Below are 17,166 nucleotides of genomic sequence, written 5' to 3' on the forward strand. Positions count from 1 at the left end.
GGGTGGGGTCTGGGGGAGGCCCGAGTGCCCACAACACCTCGGGGCTCGCCTCCCCACAACACTGTGGGGGTCTGGGGGCGCAAGCCCCCAGTTTCGGGAAGGGGCCGGGTTAGGCGAATTCCTCGTCGGCAACGGCGCTCGGCCACCACCGACGGACGGAGTCCGGCGCTGGGGGCACCTCCCAGCCCGCCAGGGCTAGGGGGAGTCCGAAGCTTGTGAGGCCCCCCGGGGCCGAACAATGCGAGGACGCCGTTAAGAAAAGGTCATACGGCGGCCTTCTTCAGGCGGCGGCGCTCGCGCTCGGACAGACCTCCCCAGATGCCGAAACGCTCGTCGTTGGCGAGCGCGTACTCCAGGCATTCGGAGCGGACCTCACAGGCGAGGCAGACCTTCTTGGCCTCGCGTGTGGAGCCGCCCTTCTCGGGGAAGAACGACTCGGGATCGGTCTGGGCGCACAATGCGCGCTCCTGCCAGCCGAGCTCCTCATCCGCCTCTTCGACCAGCAGTTGCTGGAACAGCTCGGTCATGTGCGCGCCCCTCGTCCTGTCTTTGCGTCCCCGTGATGCCGTTGTTATCGGTCCCGCTTGAACGACACGAGTGAAATTACAGGTGTGCCGATACGGGCCAGTCAAGCTGAGATCTGCTATTGAGCCCGTTATTCACTCTGCGGAACCAAGGCCCCGCAGAAAGTATTCAAATCGCCACAAACTATGACAACGTCAATCGGTACGTTCGAACACGTCACCTCTCCAACGAGGAGACGCGGCGAACATCGACACCGTTGCACCCCGCGCACCGAAGCGAACTGGATCACAACTGGATCACAGAAGCATAACGGCGTTTGCGTGCGCGGTTGGTGCGCCACTTCTCCGCCCCCAGCGCGCACAAACCTTTCGCCGACCACAGCAACCGGATGAGGTGAAACATTGCCCCCAAACGGGACATCAGGTTGACAGCAAGGCGAGTGACCCGCTCTCCTTGTTCTCATGCCAGTGACTTCTGCGCTCAGCCCGGCCCACAACGGTGGGTCTCTCCGCGCTGCCCAGGATCACTGCCGCTGTCGCTGTCGCTGCTGTTGAGGCTTCTTCGCGCGCACGCTCCGCTCCTCCACCAGCCACCAGCCACCAGCAGGCAAGCCATCACCCCGAGGGACATCCCCTGTGAACAGCGACGTCGAGATCGCTGGCGACCCGCTCGCCATCCCGCACCTTCTCCCGCCCGCTCCCGCTCACCCCACGACCGTCTCCGGCTTCGCCGGGCTGGCCCGTACGATCGCGGCCGACCGGGCGAGCTGGGCGCCGCTCGTGCGGTACGACGCCACCACGCGCTGGTACCACCGGCTGCGTACCGGCCCCGGCTATGAGGTGTGGCTGCTGAGCTGGGTGCCCGGGCAGGGCAGCGGGCTCCATGACCATGGCCCGTCCTCCGGTGTGCTCACCGTTCTCCAGGGCGAGCTGACCGAGCACACGGGTCCGGCGACCCGTGCCCTCAGTGCCGGCGCCCAGCGGGTCTTCGCCCCCGGGTACGTCCACGAGGTCGTCAATGACGCCCTGGAGCCCGCCGTCAGCCTGCACATCTACTTCCCCGGTCTCACCGAGATGCCGATGCACAGCCCGCAGTGCTCGCCCGCGAGCCGGAGTGTGCCGGTCAACTGACAGACTGGGCCGCATGCAGCGCATTGTGGTTCTGGCCGGGGGCATCGGCGGTGCCCGTTTTCTGCGCGGCCTCCAGCAGGCCGCACCTGACGCGGACATCACGGTCATCGGCAACACCGGTGACGATATCCACCTCTTCGGCCTGAAGGTCTGCCCGGATCTCGACACCGTGATGTACACGCTCGGTGGCGGCATCCATGAGGAGCAGGGCTGGGGCCGGGCGGACGAAACCTTCACGGTGAAGGAGGAGTTGAAGGCCTACGGGGTCGGGCCCGAGTGGTTCGGCCTCGGCGACCGTGACTTCGCCACGCATATCGTCCGTACGCAGATGATGGCCGCGGGCTACCCGCTCAGCGCCGTCACCGAGGCGCTGTGCCAGCGCTGGCAGCCCGGGGTCCGGCTGCTGCCGATGACCGATGACCGGGTCGAGACGCACGTCCTCATCAAGGACCCTGAGGGTGACGGCCAGAAGGCCGTGCACTTCCAGGAGTACTGGGTACGGCTGCGGGCCGCCGTGGAGGCGCATGCCGTGGTGCCCGTCGGGGCCGACCAGGCAAAGCCCGCGCCCGGGGTGCTGGACGCGTTCGCGCACGCTGACGTCATTGTCTTCCCGCCCTCCAACCCGGTGGTGAGCATCGGCACCATCCTGGCCGTGTCCGGCATCCGGGAGGCCATCGCCGATGCCGGGGTGCCGGTCGTCGGGCTCTCCCCCATCGTCGGGGGCACCCCCGTACGCGGTATGGCAGACAAGCTGCTGTCCGCGATCGGCGTCGAGACCTCCGCCTCGGCCGTCGCCCGGCACTATGGCTCCGGGCTGCTGGACGGCTGGCTCGTGGACACCGCGGACGCGGGCGCGGTGCCCGAGGTGGAAGCCGCGGGCATCCGCTGCCGGGCCGTACCGCTGATGATGACGGATACGGACGCCACGGCCCGGATGGCCGCCGAAGCGCTCACCCTGGCCCGCGAGGTGCGGGCATGAGCAGCGGGAAAGGCATGGACGGTACGCCGTCGTACCGGGTGTGGGCGCTGCCCGGGATCCCCGAAGTACGGCCCGGCGACGATCTGGTGAAGCTCATCGCCGGTGCCGCGACCGGGGACGGCCTGCCCGGGCTCGCGGACGGTGATGTGCTGATGGTCACCTCCAAGATCGTGAGCAAGGCCGAGGGGCGGATAGTCGAGGCTGCGGACCGTGAGTCGGCGATCGACGCCGAGGCCGTACGGGTCGTCGCGCGGCGCGGGACGACCCGGATCGTAGAGAACCGGCATGGCCTGGTGATGGCCGCCGCCGGAGTGGACGCGTCGAACACCTCCACGGGCACGGTTCTGCTGCTGCCTGAGGACCCGGACGCCTCGGCCCGGCGGATCCGGGATGGTCTGCGCGATGTGCTGGGTGTCAGGGTGGGCGTCGTGGTCACGGACACCTTTGGCCGTCCGTGGCGCAAGGGCCAGACGGATGTGGCGATCGGGGCGGCGGGCGTACGGGTTCTCGAAGACCTGCGCGGCAGCGTCGACTCCTACGGCAATCCGCTGGGCGTCACCGTCACCGCCGTCGGTGATGAGCTGGCGGCCGCGGGCGAGCTGGTGAAGGGCAAAGCCGACGGGATGCCGGTGTCGGTGCTGCGGGGGCTGCCGCAGCACGTCCTGGACACCGGTCCGGACGACACCGGTCCGGATGCAGGCACAGCAGGAGCTGGGGCGCTGGTGCGGTCGCCGGAGAACGATATGTTCCGGCTCGGCACCTCGGAGGCCGTACGGGAGGCGGTGTCGCTGCGCCGTACTGTCCGGGACTTCACGGATCAGCCGGTGGACGGCGCGGCGGTTCGGCGGGCCGTATCGCTGGCGGTCACTGCTCCGGCGCCGCACCATACGACCCCCTGGCGGTTCGTCCTGCTGGAGACGGCGGAATCCCGGACGCGGCTCCTGGACGCGATGCGGGAGGCCTGGATCGCGGATCTGCGCCGGGACGGCAAACGCGAGGAGGCCATCGCGAAGCGGGTCCGGCGCGGCGATGTGCTGCGGCGGGCGCCGTATCTCGTGGTGCCGTGCCTGGTGACCGATGGTGCGCATCCCTATCCGGATGAGCGGCGGGCCGCGGCGGAGCGGGAGATGTTCGTGGTCGCCGCCGGCGCGGGGGTGCAGAACTTTCTGGTCGCGCTGGCCGGGGAGCGGCTGGGCTCCGCCTGGGTGTCCTCGACGATGTTCTGCCGTGCTGTCGTACGGGACGTTCTCGGGCTGCCCGGGAGCTGGGACCCCATGGGCGCGGTGGCTGTGGGGCATCCGGCGGCCCCGCCGAAGGCCCGGCCCGTGCGGGCGGGCGACGACTTCACCGTCGTGCGTTAGACGTGCGTCAGAGGCGTCAGAGGCGTCAGAAGCGTCGGAGGCTCAGAGGCTCAGAGGCTCAGAGGCGGGCGATGTCGCCGACGGGGAAGCGGGGTGCCCGGCGGGGCGGTGTGCGGCCGGTGGACAGGATGAGCCGCGCCGCGCGGTGACGCTGGCCTTCGTACGGGGCCAGGAGTTCCAGCATCGCCGCGTCATCCGTGTCCCGGTTTCCGGTCAGCGCGTAGCCGACGATGCGCGGGAGGTGCAGATCGCCGACCGTGATCGCGTCGGGAGCGCCATTGGAGCGCTGGAGGGTCTCGGCGGCCGTCCAGGGACCGATGCCGGGTATGAGCTGGAGTCGGCGCAGGGCGGATGCCAGATCCATGGCCGCGGCCTCCTCGATACGGGGCGCCACGCGGCAGGCGCGGATGACCGTCGAGGAGCGTTTGGTGTCCACTCCTGCCCGGTGCCACTCCCAGGAGGGGATCAGCGCCCAGGTGCGGGGAGCGGGCATGACGTACATCCGCTCGGCCGGTCCCGGGGCGGGTTCGCCATGGCGTCGCAGCAGCAGCCGCCACGCGCGGTATGCCTCGTCCGTGGTGACCTTCTGTTCCAGGACCGAGGGGATCAGCGACTCCAGGACCAGCCCGGTGCGGGCCAGCCGCAGACCAGGGTTGCGGCGGTGGGCGTCCTGGGTGAGCCGGTGGTGCGGCACGAAGTCCGCTGGGCGGTCCTCGGCGCCCAGCAGCGCCGGGAGCTGGTCGAGCGCCCAGTCGGCACCCGGGCCCCAGGCCTGCGCCACGATCCCGGGCTCGATCCGCAGCGTAACCGGCCCCTCGGGAGTACGGCTCGTCCGCCACACGGCGCCGCCGGTGATCCGGCAGGCGGGGTCGTAGGGCCCACGCTGGAGCACCCGCAGGGTGCGGAACAGGTCGTACGGGGCGGGCGGGGCCCAGCGACGGATGACGGACACCTGCGCAAGGCTACGGCCTAAGACCGGCCCTGCGTTACGGCGGCCAGACCCTTCTTGAGGTCTTCGGCGTTCATCACCGGCTGGACGGTGATCTCCGCACCCAGTTCCCTCCACAGCGGATCCGTGACCCCCGGCAGTTGCGCGGACTCCTTCAGGTCGAAGATCATCATGAAGGCACGCCGACCGTCCAGCGGAGTGAAGTAGGCGGCCTCCGGCTTGAGCTCTCCCATAATTCCCTCAATCAGGGTGGGCATTCTGCCGTCCTTCAGCGCGGCGTTTGATGCCTGAGTGTCCAGTCGGGCGGTCAGCAGTGTTCTCACCGTGTTCTCTCCCTCGGTATCTTGCCAGTCAGTATGTGGCGGTTATGTGCCGGTTCTGACTGTCCCAAGGTGTCCTGCGGAGTCCCGGCAAGCGAGCCGAGGGGGGCCGAAAGAGGGCTGTGTCCTCCCTTGCGGTGCGTCATCTCTCAGGGCGCGTTACCCCTTGCGGTGCTTCGCCCGGTAGGCCCGCATTTTGGCGCGGCTGCCACAGACCTGCATGGAGCACCATCGGCGACGGCCGGCCGGGCTGCGGTCGTAATAGGCCCACTGGCAGTCGTGGGCCTCGCAGGCCTTCAGCCGCCGCCAGCTGCCGTCCGCCTCGCCGGTGACGATGGCGGTGGCCAGGCGGGCGGTCAGCGCGGGGACGCCGGACAGCGCGGCGTCCGGGGACAGCGTGGCGGCCCCGGTGTGGTCGATGCGCAGCACCAGGGGGGCGGCGGTGAGCAGCCGCTCGAGGGTGGCCAGCCGCTCGGCTGGGGCGTCGGTGCCGGTGTGGGCCAGGCACGCCGCGCGCAGCGCCTCGCGAAGCTCCTGTACGAGGGGGAGTTCGGGCGCGGCCAGCCGCAGACCGTGTTCGTGGGAGAACGCCTTCAGCCCGCCCGGGGAGGTGAGCAGATCCTCGCCGGACTCCACGTCCAGGGTGTTGACCAGTGCCTGCACCAGGGCGAGATCGCCCGGTGCGTTTGTTTCGCTCACGGCTGCCACGGTAACCCGCTTGCGGTGTTACCGGTAATGGGGGATTGTGGGTAACCGTTACCGGTAAGCAAGGCCCAAGGGTAACGATGTAACGACGTTAATGAGGTCATCACCCGAGAAGGGACATGGTCATGGCTGTCGCCACACTGGGAGTCACCGTGCTGGACTGCCCGGACCCCCGGGCGCTCGCTGAGTTCTACGCGGCCGTACTGGGCTGGGAGGTCAAGGCCGACGATGAGGACTGGGTCGAGCTGAACGGGCCGCACGGCCGGACGCTCGCCTTCCAGCGGTCGGAGGGCTACCAGCCGCCGCGGTGGCCGAGCACGGACCGCGCCCAGCAGTTCCATCTCGACCTCGATGTCGACAGGGAACGGCTGGACGAGGCCGAGAAGCAGGTGCTCGCACTGGGCGCGAAGCTGCTGGAGGGCGACGACGGCGGCAAGCGCGACTGGCGGGTCTACGCCGACCCCGCCGGTCACCCCTTCTGTCTCTGCTTCTAGCTCTGCCTCTGGTCGCCCTGTCGACTAGTCGCCCTTGACGGTCACCTTCTCGTCGTTCTTCAGCTCCTGCATCAGCTGCTTGACCCTGGGCATGTCCCACTTGAGGGCGCTCTGGCCCTTGGGGCCGGTGAAGGGACCGGCGACGGGCATGTTCATCTGGGTGCCGTCACCACCGGACAGGCCCTTCATCGCCCAGAACATCGAGGCGAGGTCCCACAGGCTCATCTCCTCATCGACGATCAGCGAATCCAGGCCCGCGCCCATCGTCGGATAGAGCTTGAAGGGGTTGAGTACGGTGCTGGGGGCGGCGCTCTCGTTGGCCAGCGTGGAGAGGAACTTCTGCTGGTTCTTGGTGCGGCCCAGGTCGCCGCCCTCGGCGTTGTAGCGGTTGCGGACGAAGGCCAGCGACTCGGCCCCGTCGAGCTGGTGGCAGCCCTGGGCGAAGTCGGCACCGGAGTTCTTGTCCTTGACCGGCTTGTCGAAGCACATCTCGACACCGCCGAGCTTGTCCACGAGGTTGGCGAAGCCGCCGAAGCCAATCTCGGCGTAGTGGTCGATCTTCAGTCCGGTGTTGTACTCGACGGTCCGCACCAGCAGCTCGGCGCCTTCGAAGGAGAAGGACGAGTTCAGCTTCTCCGCCTGCTCCGGGATCCGCTTGCCGGAGGTGGAGCCGGTGAACTCGGGGATGGTGACCCAGGAGTCACGGGGCAGGCTGACCATGGTGTTTCCGTTGGCACCGACGTGCAGGATCATGATGGAGTCGGTGCGCTTGCCGCCGGTCGAGCCGGTGCGCAGCCGCCTCTGGTCTTCCTTGGTCAGCCCCTCGCGGCTGTCGGAGCCCACGATCAGATAGTTGGTGCCCTTGCCGCCCTCCGGCCGGTCCTCGACCTTGCTGAGGTCCACCTCGCGGCGCATCTTCGAGTCGGCCCAGAAGTACGTGCCGATGGTGACGACCAGCAGCACGACCACCAGCGTGATCACGCCAGTCTTGATCCGGCGGCCCCAGCCCGGCCGGGGCCGTCCGCCGCCGTAGTACGAGCCGCCGTCGTATGAGCCGCCGCCGGGCCCGCCACCGCCGTAGACCTGGCCCTGGCCATAGGCAGCGTCGTAGCCGCCTCTGGACTGGGCGGGGACCGTGGTGCCGCCCTGCACCGTCGGCATGACCCGGGCACCTTCCGGGCGCGGGCTGCCGACGCCACGACCGTAGCGATCGCCGCCCCTGCGGTCGTTGTTCCATCCATCGGGCCAGTCATTCATGGGGGGCAGTGTGCCTGCTCGGGCGGGTGTGAACACAGACCGGGAAGCGATTACGAGCAGGGCTGTTGCAGAGCTGATGCATTCCGGCGGGGCATAGGCGGCGGGGCATGGTCAATCAGGCTCAGGACCCGGAACATGAGATTCCGGGCATGCCCGCAGGTACCGCTCCGCAGCAGGTCGGACGGGCGGAGGGAGCCGTGCGCCGCGCTTAGGGTGGTGCTATGACCGACCCTGTCACTTCCGCCGCGGAAATAGACCTTCCGGGCAAGCCCACAGCGGCCTCGCGCACCACGCTGAGCCACATCATGACCCACAGCGACACCAACCTCCTCGGCACGGTCCACGGTGGCGTGATCATGAAGCTGGTGGATGACGCGGCCGGAGCCGTCGCGGGGCGGCACTCCGAGGGGCCCGCGGTCACCGCCTCCATGGATGAGATGGTCTTTCTGGAGCCGGTCCGGGTGGGTGATCTCGTCCATGTGAAGGCACAGGTCAACTGGACCGGCCGGTCCTCCATGGAGGTCGGGGTGCGAGTGCTGGCCGAACGGTGGAACGAGTCCACTCCCGCCACCCAGGTCGGCACCGCGTATCTGGTGTTCGCCGCGGTGGACAGTGACGGCAAGCCCCGGCTCGTGCCGCCGGTGATCCCGGAGAGCGAGCGGGACAAGCGGCGCTATCAGGAGGCGCAGATCCGCCGCACCCACCGGCTCGCCCGCCGCCGTGCGATCAAGGAGCTGCGGAACCAGCGGCTGTCGGAGGGCTTGCAGGACTGAGGGCTTGCGGGACTGGAGACTTGCGGGGCCGGGGCGGGGCTAGGGGCAGACCACGTCGTCGCCGGTGACAGCCGCGAATCCGCCGCTCTCCAGCGCCTTCGCGTCCAGCACCGGCTCTGCCCGGACCGGGGCCACCCGCCGGAAGTTGTCGCCGAGCGTTACCTTCATCAACGGACCCTGGCCGCTGACCTTACGTAGCTTCGCGCCGGGCAGCGCCACGGCCAGCGAGCGCGCCGAGCGGTCCCATCTTGGGTCGTAGGCGATCTCCGTTTTCTTGACATCCTGCCGCTCCGCGTTGCCCGGAATGCCGGTGGTGTTGAAGCCCGTCGCGCGCAGCTCCTTGTCCGCGCGGTGGCCGAGTCCCGCGGTCTCGGTGCCGTTGTCCACCTGCACCCGGATGGTGCCGGGAGCGACCTCGACCGGGATGGCCCGCTTCTTCGCCTCCCGGGCCTTCTTGGCGTCATCCGGGTCTTCCGGCTCCCCCGAGGACGTTGGCTTATGAGGTGCCAGCGGCTGGTCCTGGCGCAGGGCCTCAAAGAGCCTCTTGGCCTTCTTGTCATCCCACTTCACGGTCTCGCCGAGACCGGGCACCTGGTACTTGGCCTTGGCGACCGGCACCGTGGCGAACTCGGCGGAGGCCGGGCTGAAGCCGTGCATCGCCCGGCCGAGCGCGAGCATCTCCTCGCTGCCGAAGTCGCGGTCAGCGCGCACCGCGCTGAGCATCGCCGCGGTGACCTCCTGGAATTTCGCCGGGTTCATCAGCACCCCGCTGCTGGTCGCCTTGTCGATGACGGAGGCGACGAAGCGCTGCTGGCGCTGCATACGGCCCAGGTCGGCGGAGCCGTCGACGGAGCGGGCCCGGACGTACTGCAGCGCCTCGCCGCCGTTCAGCTGGCTGGTGCCGACCGGTAGATCCAGCCCGGAGTACTTGTCCTTGAGCGGCTTTACGGTACACACGGGCACCCCGCCCAGGGCGTCCACGGTGCGCATAAAGCTGGTGAAGCCGACCTCCAGGTAGTGGTGGATATGCACCCCGGTCATCTTCTCGACCGTGCGCACGGTGAGCTCCGGTCCGCCGTGCGCGTAGGCGGCGTTGAGCTTCTGCTGATGCGCCTGATGGCGTTCGCCGGTCGGCTTGTACGTATGCGGGGGCATCTCCGCGTAGGAGTCGCGGGGCAGGCTCACCACACTGGCCCGGTCACGGTCCTCGGAGAGATGCACCAGCATGATCGTGTCGGTGCAGTTACAGGGGGCGCCGCCGAGCTTGTATTTGTGCTTCTCCTCGGCGGCGATCGTGCCGCGTTCGTCGACGCCGACGACCAGGAAGTTCAGCCCCTTGCCGGTGTCAGGCCGGTCTCTGAGGTGTCTGAAGGGGTCCACCCGCTTGATGCTCATATCCAGACCGTTGACCATCGCGTGCCCGAAGCCGCTGACGGCCAGTACGGCGCCGGCGGTGAAGGCGCTGATCCGCAGCCCCCACCGGGGGGAGCGGCGGACGGCGGGGCGACGCGGACGCGTCGAACGGGGCGGAGACGACGGCAAAACGGACACCTCGGCGACGGACGGGTCACGGGCGGGCATACGGTGCTGGCACCGTACGCCCATACGGTGGGCCGCCCCTGCTGCCGTGCGGGGCCGTCCCCCGTTCGCGGTAACGTGATCGGGTGACCTCCGCAGAAAATCAGCCCGCCAGTCTTCCCGCCGTTTCTGTGATCATGCCGGTGCTCAACGAGGAGCGCTATCTGCGCGCCTCCGTCCGGCACATCCTGGAGCAGGACTACGCGGGGCAGCTGGAGGTAGTGATCGCCCTGGGGCCCTCCACGGACCGTACGGCCGAGATCGCCGCCGAGCTCGTCGCCGAGACGGCCGGGAATTCCTGGGGGCGGGTCCATACGGTCCCGAACCCGACCGGCCGCACGCCCGCCGGTCTGAACGCCGCCATCAAGGCGTCCCGGCACCCCGTCGTCGTCCGGGTGGACGGCCACGGCATGCTCTCGCCGGACTACATCGCGACCGCGGTACGGCTCCTGGATGAGACCGGCGCGGCCAACGTCGGCGGGATCATGCACGCGGAGGGCGAGAACGACTGGGAGAAGGCGGTGGCCGCCGCCATGACCTCCCGGATCGGCGTCGGGAACGCCGCCTTCCACACCGGCGGCGCGGCCGGTGAGGCGGAAACCGTCTATCTCGGGGTCTTCCGGCGTGCGGTGCTGGAGCAGCAGGGCGGCTACAACGAGGAGTTCATCCGGGCTCAGGACTGGGAGCTGAACTACCGCATCCGCGAGGCGGGCGGCAGGATCTGGTTCTCACCCGAGCTGCTGGTCTCCTACCGGCCTCGTCCGAGCGTACGTGCGCTCGCCAAGCAGTACCGCAACTACGGCCGTTGGCGGCATGTTGTCGCCCGCTATCACGCCGGGTCGATCAACCTCCGCTATCTCGCGGCGCCGACGGCGCTCCTCGCCATCGCGGCGGGTACGGTCCTCGGTGCGGCCGTCACCCCGTGGGGCTTTGTCGTCCCGGCGGGATATCTCGCGGCGATCGCCGCGGGCTCCCTCCCGGCGGGCAAGGGCCTTCCGGCCAGGGCCCGGCTGCGGATTCCGGTGGCGTTGGCCACCATGCATATGTCCTGGGGGTGGGGGTACTTGACGAGTCCGCGGCGGCTGGCGCATAGGGTCACCGCCAGCCGGCGCGAGCCGGTGACCCCCTAGCAGCGCCTCGGGGCGCCGCCGCGCGGCGGGGCTCCGCCCGGGCGCGGGGTGCCGGGGTGGGTTTCCCCAATTCCCGCCCCTTCCCGGAAACCGGGGCTCCGCCCCGGGGCCCCCGGGGTGGCCCGGTGCGGGACGGTGGCCGGTGTTGTGCCCACCCGTGCCGCCCCTCGGGCGGCCCGAGTGCCCACAACACTTCGGGTGGTCACCAGGTGTAGTTGGGGTTGGCGTCCATGCAGGCGGTCTTGTCGTCGCCGTTCAGGCCGTCCAGGCTCTCCGGGGCCTTGCCGTCGTCCCTGTCGGTGTCACCGCTGTCCGCCTGCTTCGGATGCACCGCGCCCTCGCGCCAGTCCGCGCCGACCACCACCGTGATCTGGCTGTCACCGGCGAAGTGCTTGACCGAACGCTCCGGGATCCCCAGCGTCTTCGCCACGGCCAGCGCGTCACCGCGCAGGTCCGCGCTGGGGTAGGTCAGCGTCGTATCCCACTGGGACTTGGGAGTCCGGTCGGCGACGGCCCGGCTGAAGCCGGCGCGCCGCAGCTGATCGGTGATGACCGCGGCGCGGCCGGTGACCGGGGCCTGAGCCGCCGTGCCGGTGCCGTTCAAGACCCGTACCGCGATCTGCGCATGGGGCGCGGCCGGATCGCTGGGCTCGGGGCTCTGCGTCGGTTGCGCCTTCTTCTTGTCCTTGCCGTCGAGTGCGACGTCATTGCGGACCATCGAGAAGACCTTCTCGGCGTCGCCTTCCTTGGGCAGCACATAGGAGCCGCCCTGGGAGTACACCCACGGCATGGTGGCCATGGTGATCCGCTTGGTCGGCACCCGCTTGATGTCCTCACCCAAGTCGTAAAGCTCCCCCACGGATCCGAGCCCGTCATCGACGGTGAGTGCCTTGGTCGCTTCCTCGGCGAGCTTGCGGAGCTTGTTCGGGTTGGTGAGCTTGCTGCCCGCCTTGAGCTCGCGGACCATGGAGTTCATATACATGTGCTGGGCCTTGGCCCGGCCCAGGTCGCTGCCGTCCTCGAAGCCGTGCCGGGTGCGCAGCCACTGGAGGGCCTGCTCGCCCTTGACGACGTTCTCGCCCTTCTCCAGCCGCAGGCCCGAGCGGCGGTCGTACACGTTGTTGTTCACACAGACGGGGACACCGCCGACCGCGTCAGCCATGGAGACCACGCCGGAGAAGTCGACCATCATGAAGTGGTCGATCGGAATGCCGGTCAGCTCCTCCCAGGTGGCCACCGTGCAGCCGGGGCCGCCGTTCTGCAGGCTCGTATTGATCTTGTCGGAGCGCTGTGCGTAGACCTTGCCGTCTTTGGGGTCCGTGCACTTGGGGATCGTCACCCGGGTGTCCCGGGGTATCGAGACCACCGACATATTGCTGCGGTCGGCCGAGACATGCACCAGCATCTGCACATCGGCCAGCGGCGGACGGCCCTCGTCCGCCTTGGCGCCGCCAAGCCGCACGTTTTCCTTGGAGTTTCTGCTGTCCGAACCCATCAGCAGTATGTTGAGCGGGGTCTGTCCTGCGGCGTTCGGCGTGCTCTTGTCGAGCTTGTTTTCGCCGAGATGCAGCACGTCCTTGGTCAGATTGCCGTTGAGATGGCGGTAGTAGAGATAGCCCGCGCCCGCGGTGCCCAGTATCAGCAGCGCCAGTACGGCCGCGATCCAGCGCAGGACCCGGCGTTTTCGCCGCGGGCGCGGGCCTCCACCGCCCTTACGCCCGCCGCCGGTGGCGGCCTTGTGGCCGTCGTCATCCGGAGCGTCATCGGGAGCATCCCCGACGCCGCGCTGCCTTGGCGGCCGGTTTTCGTACAGCCCGTCAACCCAGCCCAGTTCGCTTGCGTCCGGGATGCGCTGCTCGCCGCCCCCGTCGATGGTCCGCTGTCGCACGGGACCCTCCCCGTTAATCTGTCCGCGTCCGACTCACTTGGCGCACACGTTCTTGTTTCCGCCGTTTATGTTCTGTACTCCGTCGGGCACCGTATCGGGGGCTTTGATCGGGGTGCCGGCCGAGGAGAAGTCCTTGCCCAGGGTCAGCGTCATCGCTACCCCGGCTCCCGCGTCCTGCGACGACTTCTTCAGCGCGGACTTGGGCAGTCCCATCATCTCCGCCAGCGTCGCCGCCTGTCCGGCCTGGTCAGCACCGTACTCCAAAGTGGTTCTGGCCTGCTTGCCCTCGGCGTTGCCCGCGTTGGTGGACAGCTGCACGGACTTGGAGTTCTGCAGCCAGTCGACGGTCTGCTGCGCGGCCCCGATGGGGCCGCCTCCGTTGTAGACATCGACCCGTACCTCGGACGCCGGGGCCTTCTTGACCTTCTCCCCCTTCGACTTGCCCTTGCCCTTCTTGGTTCCGGCCAGTGACTTGTCGGCCCGCAACATCTGGAACAGCGGTTCCGCTTTGGCCTCGTCCAGTATGACGGTGGCCCTGACCTTCTCAGTCGGGTTGTCGAGCACGGGGACGGTCACGAAGGTGATGTTCTTCGGGTTCACCCGCTGCAGATCCTGCGCCAGATCCAGGAGCTTCGGGACGTTCCCGATGTTGGTGTCGACGGTGAGCGCGTCGGTCGCGGCCTCGGCGAGTCCCCAGGCCTTCTTCGGGTTGCCCAGTGTGTTCGAGTCCTTCATCTGGCGGAACATCGAGCTGAGGAACTGCTGTTGCAGCTCGATACGGCTCAGATCACTGCCGAAGCCGACCGAGTCCCGGGTCCTGACGAAAGCGAGGGCATCTTCGCCCTCAATGCGATGCGTTCCGGCTTTCAGCTTGAGGTGCGACTTCTTGTCGTTGATGTCCTTCGCTACGCACACCTCGACGCCGCCGACCGCGCTGGACAGCGTCTTGACCGCGTCGAAGTCGGCCATCATGAAGTGGTTGATCTTCAGACCGGTCAGCTCTTCGACGGTGCGCCATGTGCAACCCGGGTCCCGGCCGAGCTGGCCCAGGCTCTCGTTGAACCGCACATTCTCCTGGCCGGGGATGACCTTCTTGGTCCCGTCGCTCTGCTTGGTGGGACAGTCCGGGATCGTCGTGACCATGTCCCGGGGGATGCTCAGCGCGGTCGCGTGTGAGCGGTCCTTGGAGACATGGAGGAGCAGCGTGGTGTCCGCGTGACCCTGGCTGTTGTCCCGGTCTCCATAGCCCTGATTGCCCTCGCCCGTACGGGCGTCGGTGCCGATGATCAGGATATTGACCGGGGCGTTGGAGGTCGCCTTGTTGTCGATGCCGACATCGACCTTGTCGATGTTGTCGTTGAAGTGCCGATACGCCCAGTACACCGTCGCGCAGCCACTGATCAGCAGCAGGCCGAGTATTCCGCCGCTCCAGCGCAGCACCCGCTGCTTGCCGGACGGCTTGGCCCTGGGCTTACGGCGGCTGTGCCCCGTCGAGCCGTTCCCGGCGCCCGCCCTGCGGGAGCGCTGGCCGGGCAGCCGCCGGTCAGCGTCGCCCTCACCGCCGGTGGAGCCGGAGGAGCGGGAAGGCCGGGCGGACCGGGCGGGACGCTGGGGGGATGAGGAAGCCGGGGAGGCGGCTGCCCGACGCGAGCGCGGGGCGCCGGGCCGAGCGCCGTTCGAGCCGCGCGGCTGGTCAGCAGAAGGATTCAGGCGCAGCTCATAGCTGTTGGTGCTCGGGTTGTACACCCACTGATCCGCGGGGTCGATGTCTCCCGCGTGCCCACGGCCTTGCGCGTCCACGTCGCGTGAGTCCTCCGTTGTGCCGGACTGCGCCTCTCCCCTCGGAGCGCTCCGGGCGGTCGGGGCGGTCGCTTGGAGCGCTCACACTATCCGCCCGGCTCAGCAGCGGGCCACGGCGGTGACAAATTCCACGCCCCGAGAAGTGGGCAATTCCCCTCAACCCTTACCAGTGAGGTCATGGGGTGCTTTGCTGCCTCTCATCGCAGATATCGGTGGAAGCCGTGTGCCCCTGTTCGGTGGCGAGGGGATGTGGTGACGGGGTCTCGGCTACGGGGGCGGGGCCGTCCGGCCGATGGTCGTCAGTGGAGTCCCCGGTGTCCTCCTGAGCAGCGTCCTTGTCCACTACCCGGTCATTGCGCAGGATGGCGAAGAGCCAGTCCGCGGCTGGCTGCACCAGCTCGTCGCGGTTCTTGTTCCGCGCGTACGGCCGGCGCGGCACGGTGCGGAAGTGGACATTCCGCTCAGGCATGTCCCTGACGCTGCGGACGAGATCGTAAAGCTCCGTCAAAGAATTCAGGCCAGCGTCCGCGGTGATCGCGGAGGTGGCCTCGTCCAGCACCGGGTAGAGCTTCGTCGGGTTCATCAGCACCCCGTTGCTGCGCAGCTTCCGGAAGAGTGAGGCAAGAAACGCCTGCTGCCGGGATATCCGCTCGCTGTCGCTGCCGTCACCGATGCCATGCCGGGCGCGGACGTAGGCGAGCGCGTCATCCCCTTTGAGGGTCTGCCGCCCAGCGGGCAGGTTCAGCCGGGAGTCAGGGTCCGAGGCCGACTCGGTGAGGCAGACCTCCACCCCGCCTACCGCGTTCACTATCTTCTTGAACCCCTTGAAGTCGACGACTACATGGTGGTCCATGCGTATTCGGGTGAGCTTTTCGACCGTACGAATGGCGCAAGCCGGGCCGCCGAACTCGTAGGACCAGTTGAACTGCGCGAACTGCTCCTTGGTGCGGGACCCGTCCGGCCGGGCGCAGCGCGGGATCGTCACCATGAGGTCGCGCGGTATGGAGACGGCGGTGGCGCTCTTCCGGTCGCCCGAGAGGTGCAGCAGGATCGCCGTATCGGAGCGCGCGGTGCCGCTGTCCCGGCCGTACTCGCGGTTGCGGCCGCTGCGGGTGTCGGAGCCCAGGATCAGGATGTTCTTCGCCGCGTGCGCCGCCGATTCCGGTCGCTCCTTCTTGTGGCGCTCCAGCTCCAGGGCGGTGGCGATATCGGTCGTGATGTTCCGGTCGAGCTTGTAGTAGATCCCCCAGCCGACTCCGCTCACGACGAGGATGAGAAGCGAGACGCCCAGCGCCACCCAGCGCAGCCAGTAGCGCCACCGCTGCGGGGAGGGCCGGCCCCGCTGCCCGGCCTGCCCGGCACCCGGGGCGGGCGGAGTCCGCGGTGTGCCCTCGGAGTCACCCTCGGCTTCGGTCACGGCTGCGTCCATCCCTCGCGCAGGGTTGTACAGCGGGTCCTGCCCAGTGGTGGACGAGGGCAGGTCCTCTACCGATCATCAGGGCGGGGCCGGTGACCGGCCACTGTCATTCGGCCGTATGGGTGATGTGCTCGCTCTCCTTACGGGCCGCCAGCCCAGCGGCGTCGAGCCGGTCAAGATGGCGGCACAGCACCACCGAACCACCGGCGGCCAGCGGCGCCAGGAGCCCGCTGGAGAGCCCGGCCCAGCTGTCGTAGTCCCGTGCCGACAGCAGCCGGGAACCGGGGGTGAGGCCAAGTGTCCCGGCGTCGGCGCGGGCCCGCTCGACGACCTGGGCCGCGGACAACTGCTCGCCGCCGATGATGAGCGCGGGGTCGTCCGGGTCGACTGCCCCATATGGCGTGAAGTGATCACCCTGACCGGGGACTTCCACCGCGTAGTCGATGAAGCCCGTCGGCGGCTGCGGGAAGCGCGCGCCAAGGGGCCGCAGGCTGAGGGCGATCCGGTCGCCGGTGCAGGAGCCCGCCGTCTCCAGGGTGTCCGGACCGCTGGCCACCAGATCGGCGGTCGCCGGATCGCCGTGCGGCTCAGCGACGACGCCGGTCGAGAAGCAGGCGAGCAGCCAGACCGCGGTCTGCCAGTGCGCGGGCAGCAGCAGCGCCAGCCGGTCACCGGGCTCGGCCGACAGCTCGTCCTGGAGGAGATTAGCGGTCTTCGCCACCCAATTGGCGAAGGTGGCGACGGAGAGTTCGACGCGTTCACCGGTGGCGTCGTCGTAGAAGGTCACCAGCGGACGCGCGGCGTCCGTGGCGAGCTCGGATCGCAGCAGGTCGGCGGGGGTGCGGTCGGTGGCATTCATG

The 17,166-nt window shown here is 68.8% G+C and carries 16 protein-coding genes; 6 read left to right on the forward strand and 10 right to left on the reverse strand.

Annotated features, from left to right (window positions below; translation table 11 throughout):
- Positions 1-263: 263 nt before the first annotated feature.
- On the reverse strand, positions 264-527 hold the full coding sequence (locus test1122_RS08530; RefSeq protein ID WP_004952403.1) for a WhiB family transcriptional regulator: 264 nt from the start codon (positions 525-527) through the stop codon (positions 264-266).
- A gap of 633 nt (positions 528-1,160) precedes the next feature.
- On the opposite strand from test1122_RS08530, the gene test1122_RS08535 reads away from it, so the two are divergent.
- The 3 genes from test1122_RS08535 to test1122_RS08545 are packed head-to-tail and all read left to right on the forward strand — an operon-like array spanning position 1,161 to position 3,995.
- A complete protein-coding gene (locus tag test1122_RS08535; protein ID WP_232268557.1) occupies positions 1,161-1,655 on the forward strand; it encodes a cysteine dioxygenase in 495 nt (164 codons plus the stop codon).
- Positions 1,656-1,668: 13 nt separating this feature from the next.
- A complete protein-coding gene (cofD, locus tag test1122_RS08540) occupies positions 1,669-2,634 on the forward strand; it encodes a 2-phospho-L-lactate transferase (protein ID WP_232268558.1) in 966 nt (321 codons plus the stop codon).
- A complete protein-coding gene (locus test1122_RS08545; RefSeq protein ID WP_232268559.1) occupies positions 2,631-3,995 on the forward strand; it encodes a coenzyme F420-0:L-glutamate ligase in 1,365 nt (454 codons plus the stop codon). The genes cofD and test1122_RS08545 overlap by 4 nt, the downstream gene beginning before the upstream one ends.
- A gap of 58 nt (positions 3,996-4,053) precedes the next feature.
- Here test1122_RS08545 and test1122_RS08550 read toward each other — a convergent pair whose 3' ends face one another.
- The 3 genes from test1122_RS08550 to test1122_RS08560 all read right to left on the reverse strand — a co-directional run bounded on the left by test1122_RS08550 (position 4,054) and on the right by test1122_RS08560 (position 5,963).
- Positions 4,054-4,947 (reverse strand): DNA-3-methyladenine glycosylase family protein, encoded by an 894-nt coding sequence (locus tag test1122_RS08550; RefSeq protein ID WP_422396949.1) that lies wholly within the window; start codon positions 4,945-4,947, stop codon positions 4,054-4,056.
- Between the two features lie 17 nt (positions 4,948-4,964).
- The gene (locus tag test1122_RS08555) at positions 4,965-5,267 is read right to left on the reverse strand and encodes a hypothetical protein (protein ID WP_232268560.1); all 303 of its coding nucleotides are present in this window, start codon (positions 5,265-5,267) and stop codon (positions 4,965-4,967) included.
- Positions 5,268-5,423: 156 nt separating this feature from the next.
- Entirely contained in the window at positions 5,424-5,963 is a 540-nt protein-coding gene (locus test1122_RS08560; protein WP_232268561.1) for a CGNR zinc finger domain-containing protein, read from the reverse strand.
- Between the two features lie 131 nt (positions 5,964-6,094).
- Here test1122_RS08560 and test1122_RS08565 point away from each other — a divergent pair, with 131 nt between their 5' ends.
- Positions 6,095-6,463 carry a VOC family protein gene (locus test1122_RS08565; protein WP_232268562.1) on the forward strand — a complete coding sequence of 123 codons (369 nt, stop codon included), beginning with the start codon at positions 6,095-6,097 and terminating at the stop codon, positions 6,461-6,463.
- Positions 6,464-6,487: 24 nt separating this feature from the next.
- Here test1122_RS08565 and test1122_RS08570 read toward each other — a convergent pair whose 3' ends face one another.
- The gene (locus tag test1122_RS08570) at positions 6,488-7,720 is read right to left on the reverse strand and encodes an LCP family protein (RefSeq protein ID WP_232268563.1); all 1,233 of its coding nucleotides are present in this window, start codon (positions 7,718-7,720) and stop codon (positions 6,488-6,490) included.
- Between the two features lie 221 nt (positions 7,721-7,941).
- Between test1122_RS08570 and test1122_RS08575 the strand changes: the two genes are divergently transcribed.
- Positions 7,942-8,493, forward strand: a complete 552-nt coding sequence (locus test1122_RS08575; RefSeq protein ID WP_232268564.1) for an acyl-CoA thioesterase — start codon at positions 7,942-7,944, stop codon at positions 8,491-8,493.
- 39 nt (positions 8,494-8,532) lie between these two features.
- Here test1122_RS08575 and test1122_RS08580 read toward each other — a convergent pair whose 3' ends face one another.
- Positions 8,533-10,074, reverse strand: a complete 1,542-nt coding sequence (locus test1122_RS08580) for an LCP family protein (RefSeq protein WP_232268565.1) — start codon at positions 10,072-10,074, stop codon at positions 8,533-8,535.
- A gap of 83 nt (positions 10,075-10,157) precedes the next feature.
- On the opposite strand from test1122_RS08580, the gene test1122_RS08585 reads away from it, so the two are divergent.
- Positions 10,158-11,201 carry a glycosyltransferase family 2 protein gene (locus test1122_RS08585; protein WP_277879810.1) on the forward strand — a complete coding sequence of 348 codons (1,044 nt, stop codon included), beginning with the start codon at positions 10,158-10,160 and terminating at the stop codon, positions 11,199-11,201.
- A gap of 202 nt (positions 11,202-11,403) precedes the next feature.
- Here test1122_RS08585 and test1122_RS08590 read toward each other — a convergent pair whose 3' ends face one another.
- From test1122_RS08590 to test1122_RS08605, 4 genes are all read right to left on the reverse strand, one after another.
- Positions 11,404-13,089: an LCP family protein gene (locus test1122_RS08590; protein WP_232268566.1), complete on the reverse strand. Its 1,686-nt coding sequence runs from the start codon at positions 13,087-13,089 to the stop codon at positions 11,404-11,406.
- A gap of 33 nt (positions 13,090-13,122) precedes the next feature.
- Positions 13,123-14,889 carry an LCP family protein gene (locus test1122_RS08595; RefSeq protein WP_232268567.1) on the reverse strand — a complete coding sequence of 589 codons (1,767 nt, stop codon included), beginning with the start codon at positions 14,887-14,889 and terminating at the stop codon, positions 13,123-13,125.
- 175 nt (positions 14,890-15,064) lie between these two features.
- Positions 15,065-16,306, reverse strand: a complete 1,242-nt coding sequence (locus test1122_RS08600) for an LCP family protein (protein ID WP_232268568.1) — start codon at positions 16,304-16,306, stop codon at positions 15,065-15,067.
- A 106-nt stretch (positions 16,307-16,412) separates the two neighbouring features.
- Positions 16,413-17,165 carry a TIGR03089 family protein gene (locus test1122_RS08605; protein WP_232268569.1) on the reverse strand — a complete coding sequence of 251 codons (753 nt, stop codon included), beginning with the start codon at positions 17,163-17,165 and terminating at the stop codon, positions 16,413-16,415.
- Between the last annotated feature and the right edge of the window lies 1 nt (position 17,166).

This window comes from Streptomyces gobiensis (assembly GCF_021216675.1).
Classification (GTDB): Bacteria; Actinomycetota; Actinomycetes; order Streptomycetales; family Streptomycetaceae; genus Streptomyces; species Streptomyces gobiensis.

What these genes read in the sequence shown, in the direction of transcription:
- test1122_RS08530 (WP_004952403.1), bottom strand. Translation starts at nt 527, where the DNA reads ATGACCGAGCTGTTCCAGCAACTGCTGGTCGAAGAGGCGGATGAGGAG.
- test1122_RS08545 (WP_232268559.1), top strand. Translation starts at nt 2,631, where the DNA reads ATGAGCAGCGGGAAAGGCATGGACGGTACGCCGTCGTACCGGGTGTGG.
- test1122_RS08565 (WP_232268562.1), top strand. Translation starts at nt 6,095, where the DNA reads ATGGCTGTCGCCACACTGGGAGTCACCGTGCTGGACTGCCCGGACCCC.
- test1122_RS08580 (WP_232268565.1), bottom strand. Translation starts at nt 10,074, where the DNA reads ATGCCCGCCCGTGACCCGTCCGTCGCCGAGGTGTCCGTTTTGCCGTCG.
- test1122_RS08570 (WP_232268563.1), bottom strand. Translation starts at nt 7,720, where the DNA reads ATGAATGACTGGCCCGATGGATGGAACAACGACCGCAGGGGCGGCGAT.
- cofD (WP_232268558.1), top strand. Translation starts at nt 1,669, where the DNA reads ATGCAGCGCATTGTGGTTCTGGCCGGGGGCATCGGCGGTGCCCGTTTT.
- test1122_RS08575 (WP_232268564.1), top strand. Translation starts at nt 7,942, where the DNA reads ATGACCGACCCTGTCACTTCCGCCGCGGAAATAGACCTTCCGGGCAAG.
- test1122_RS08605 (WP_232268569.1), bottom strand. Translation starts at nt 17,165, where the DNA reads ATGAATGCCACCGACCGCACCCCCGCCGACCTGCTGCGATCCGAGCTC.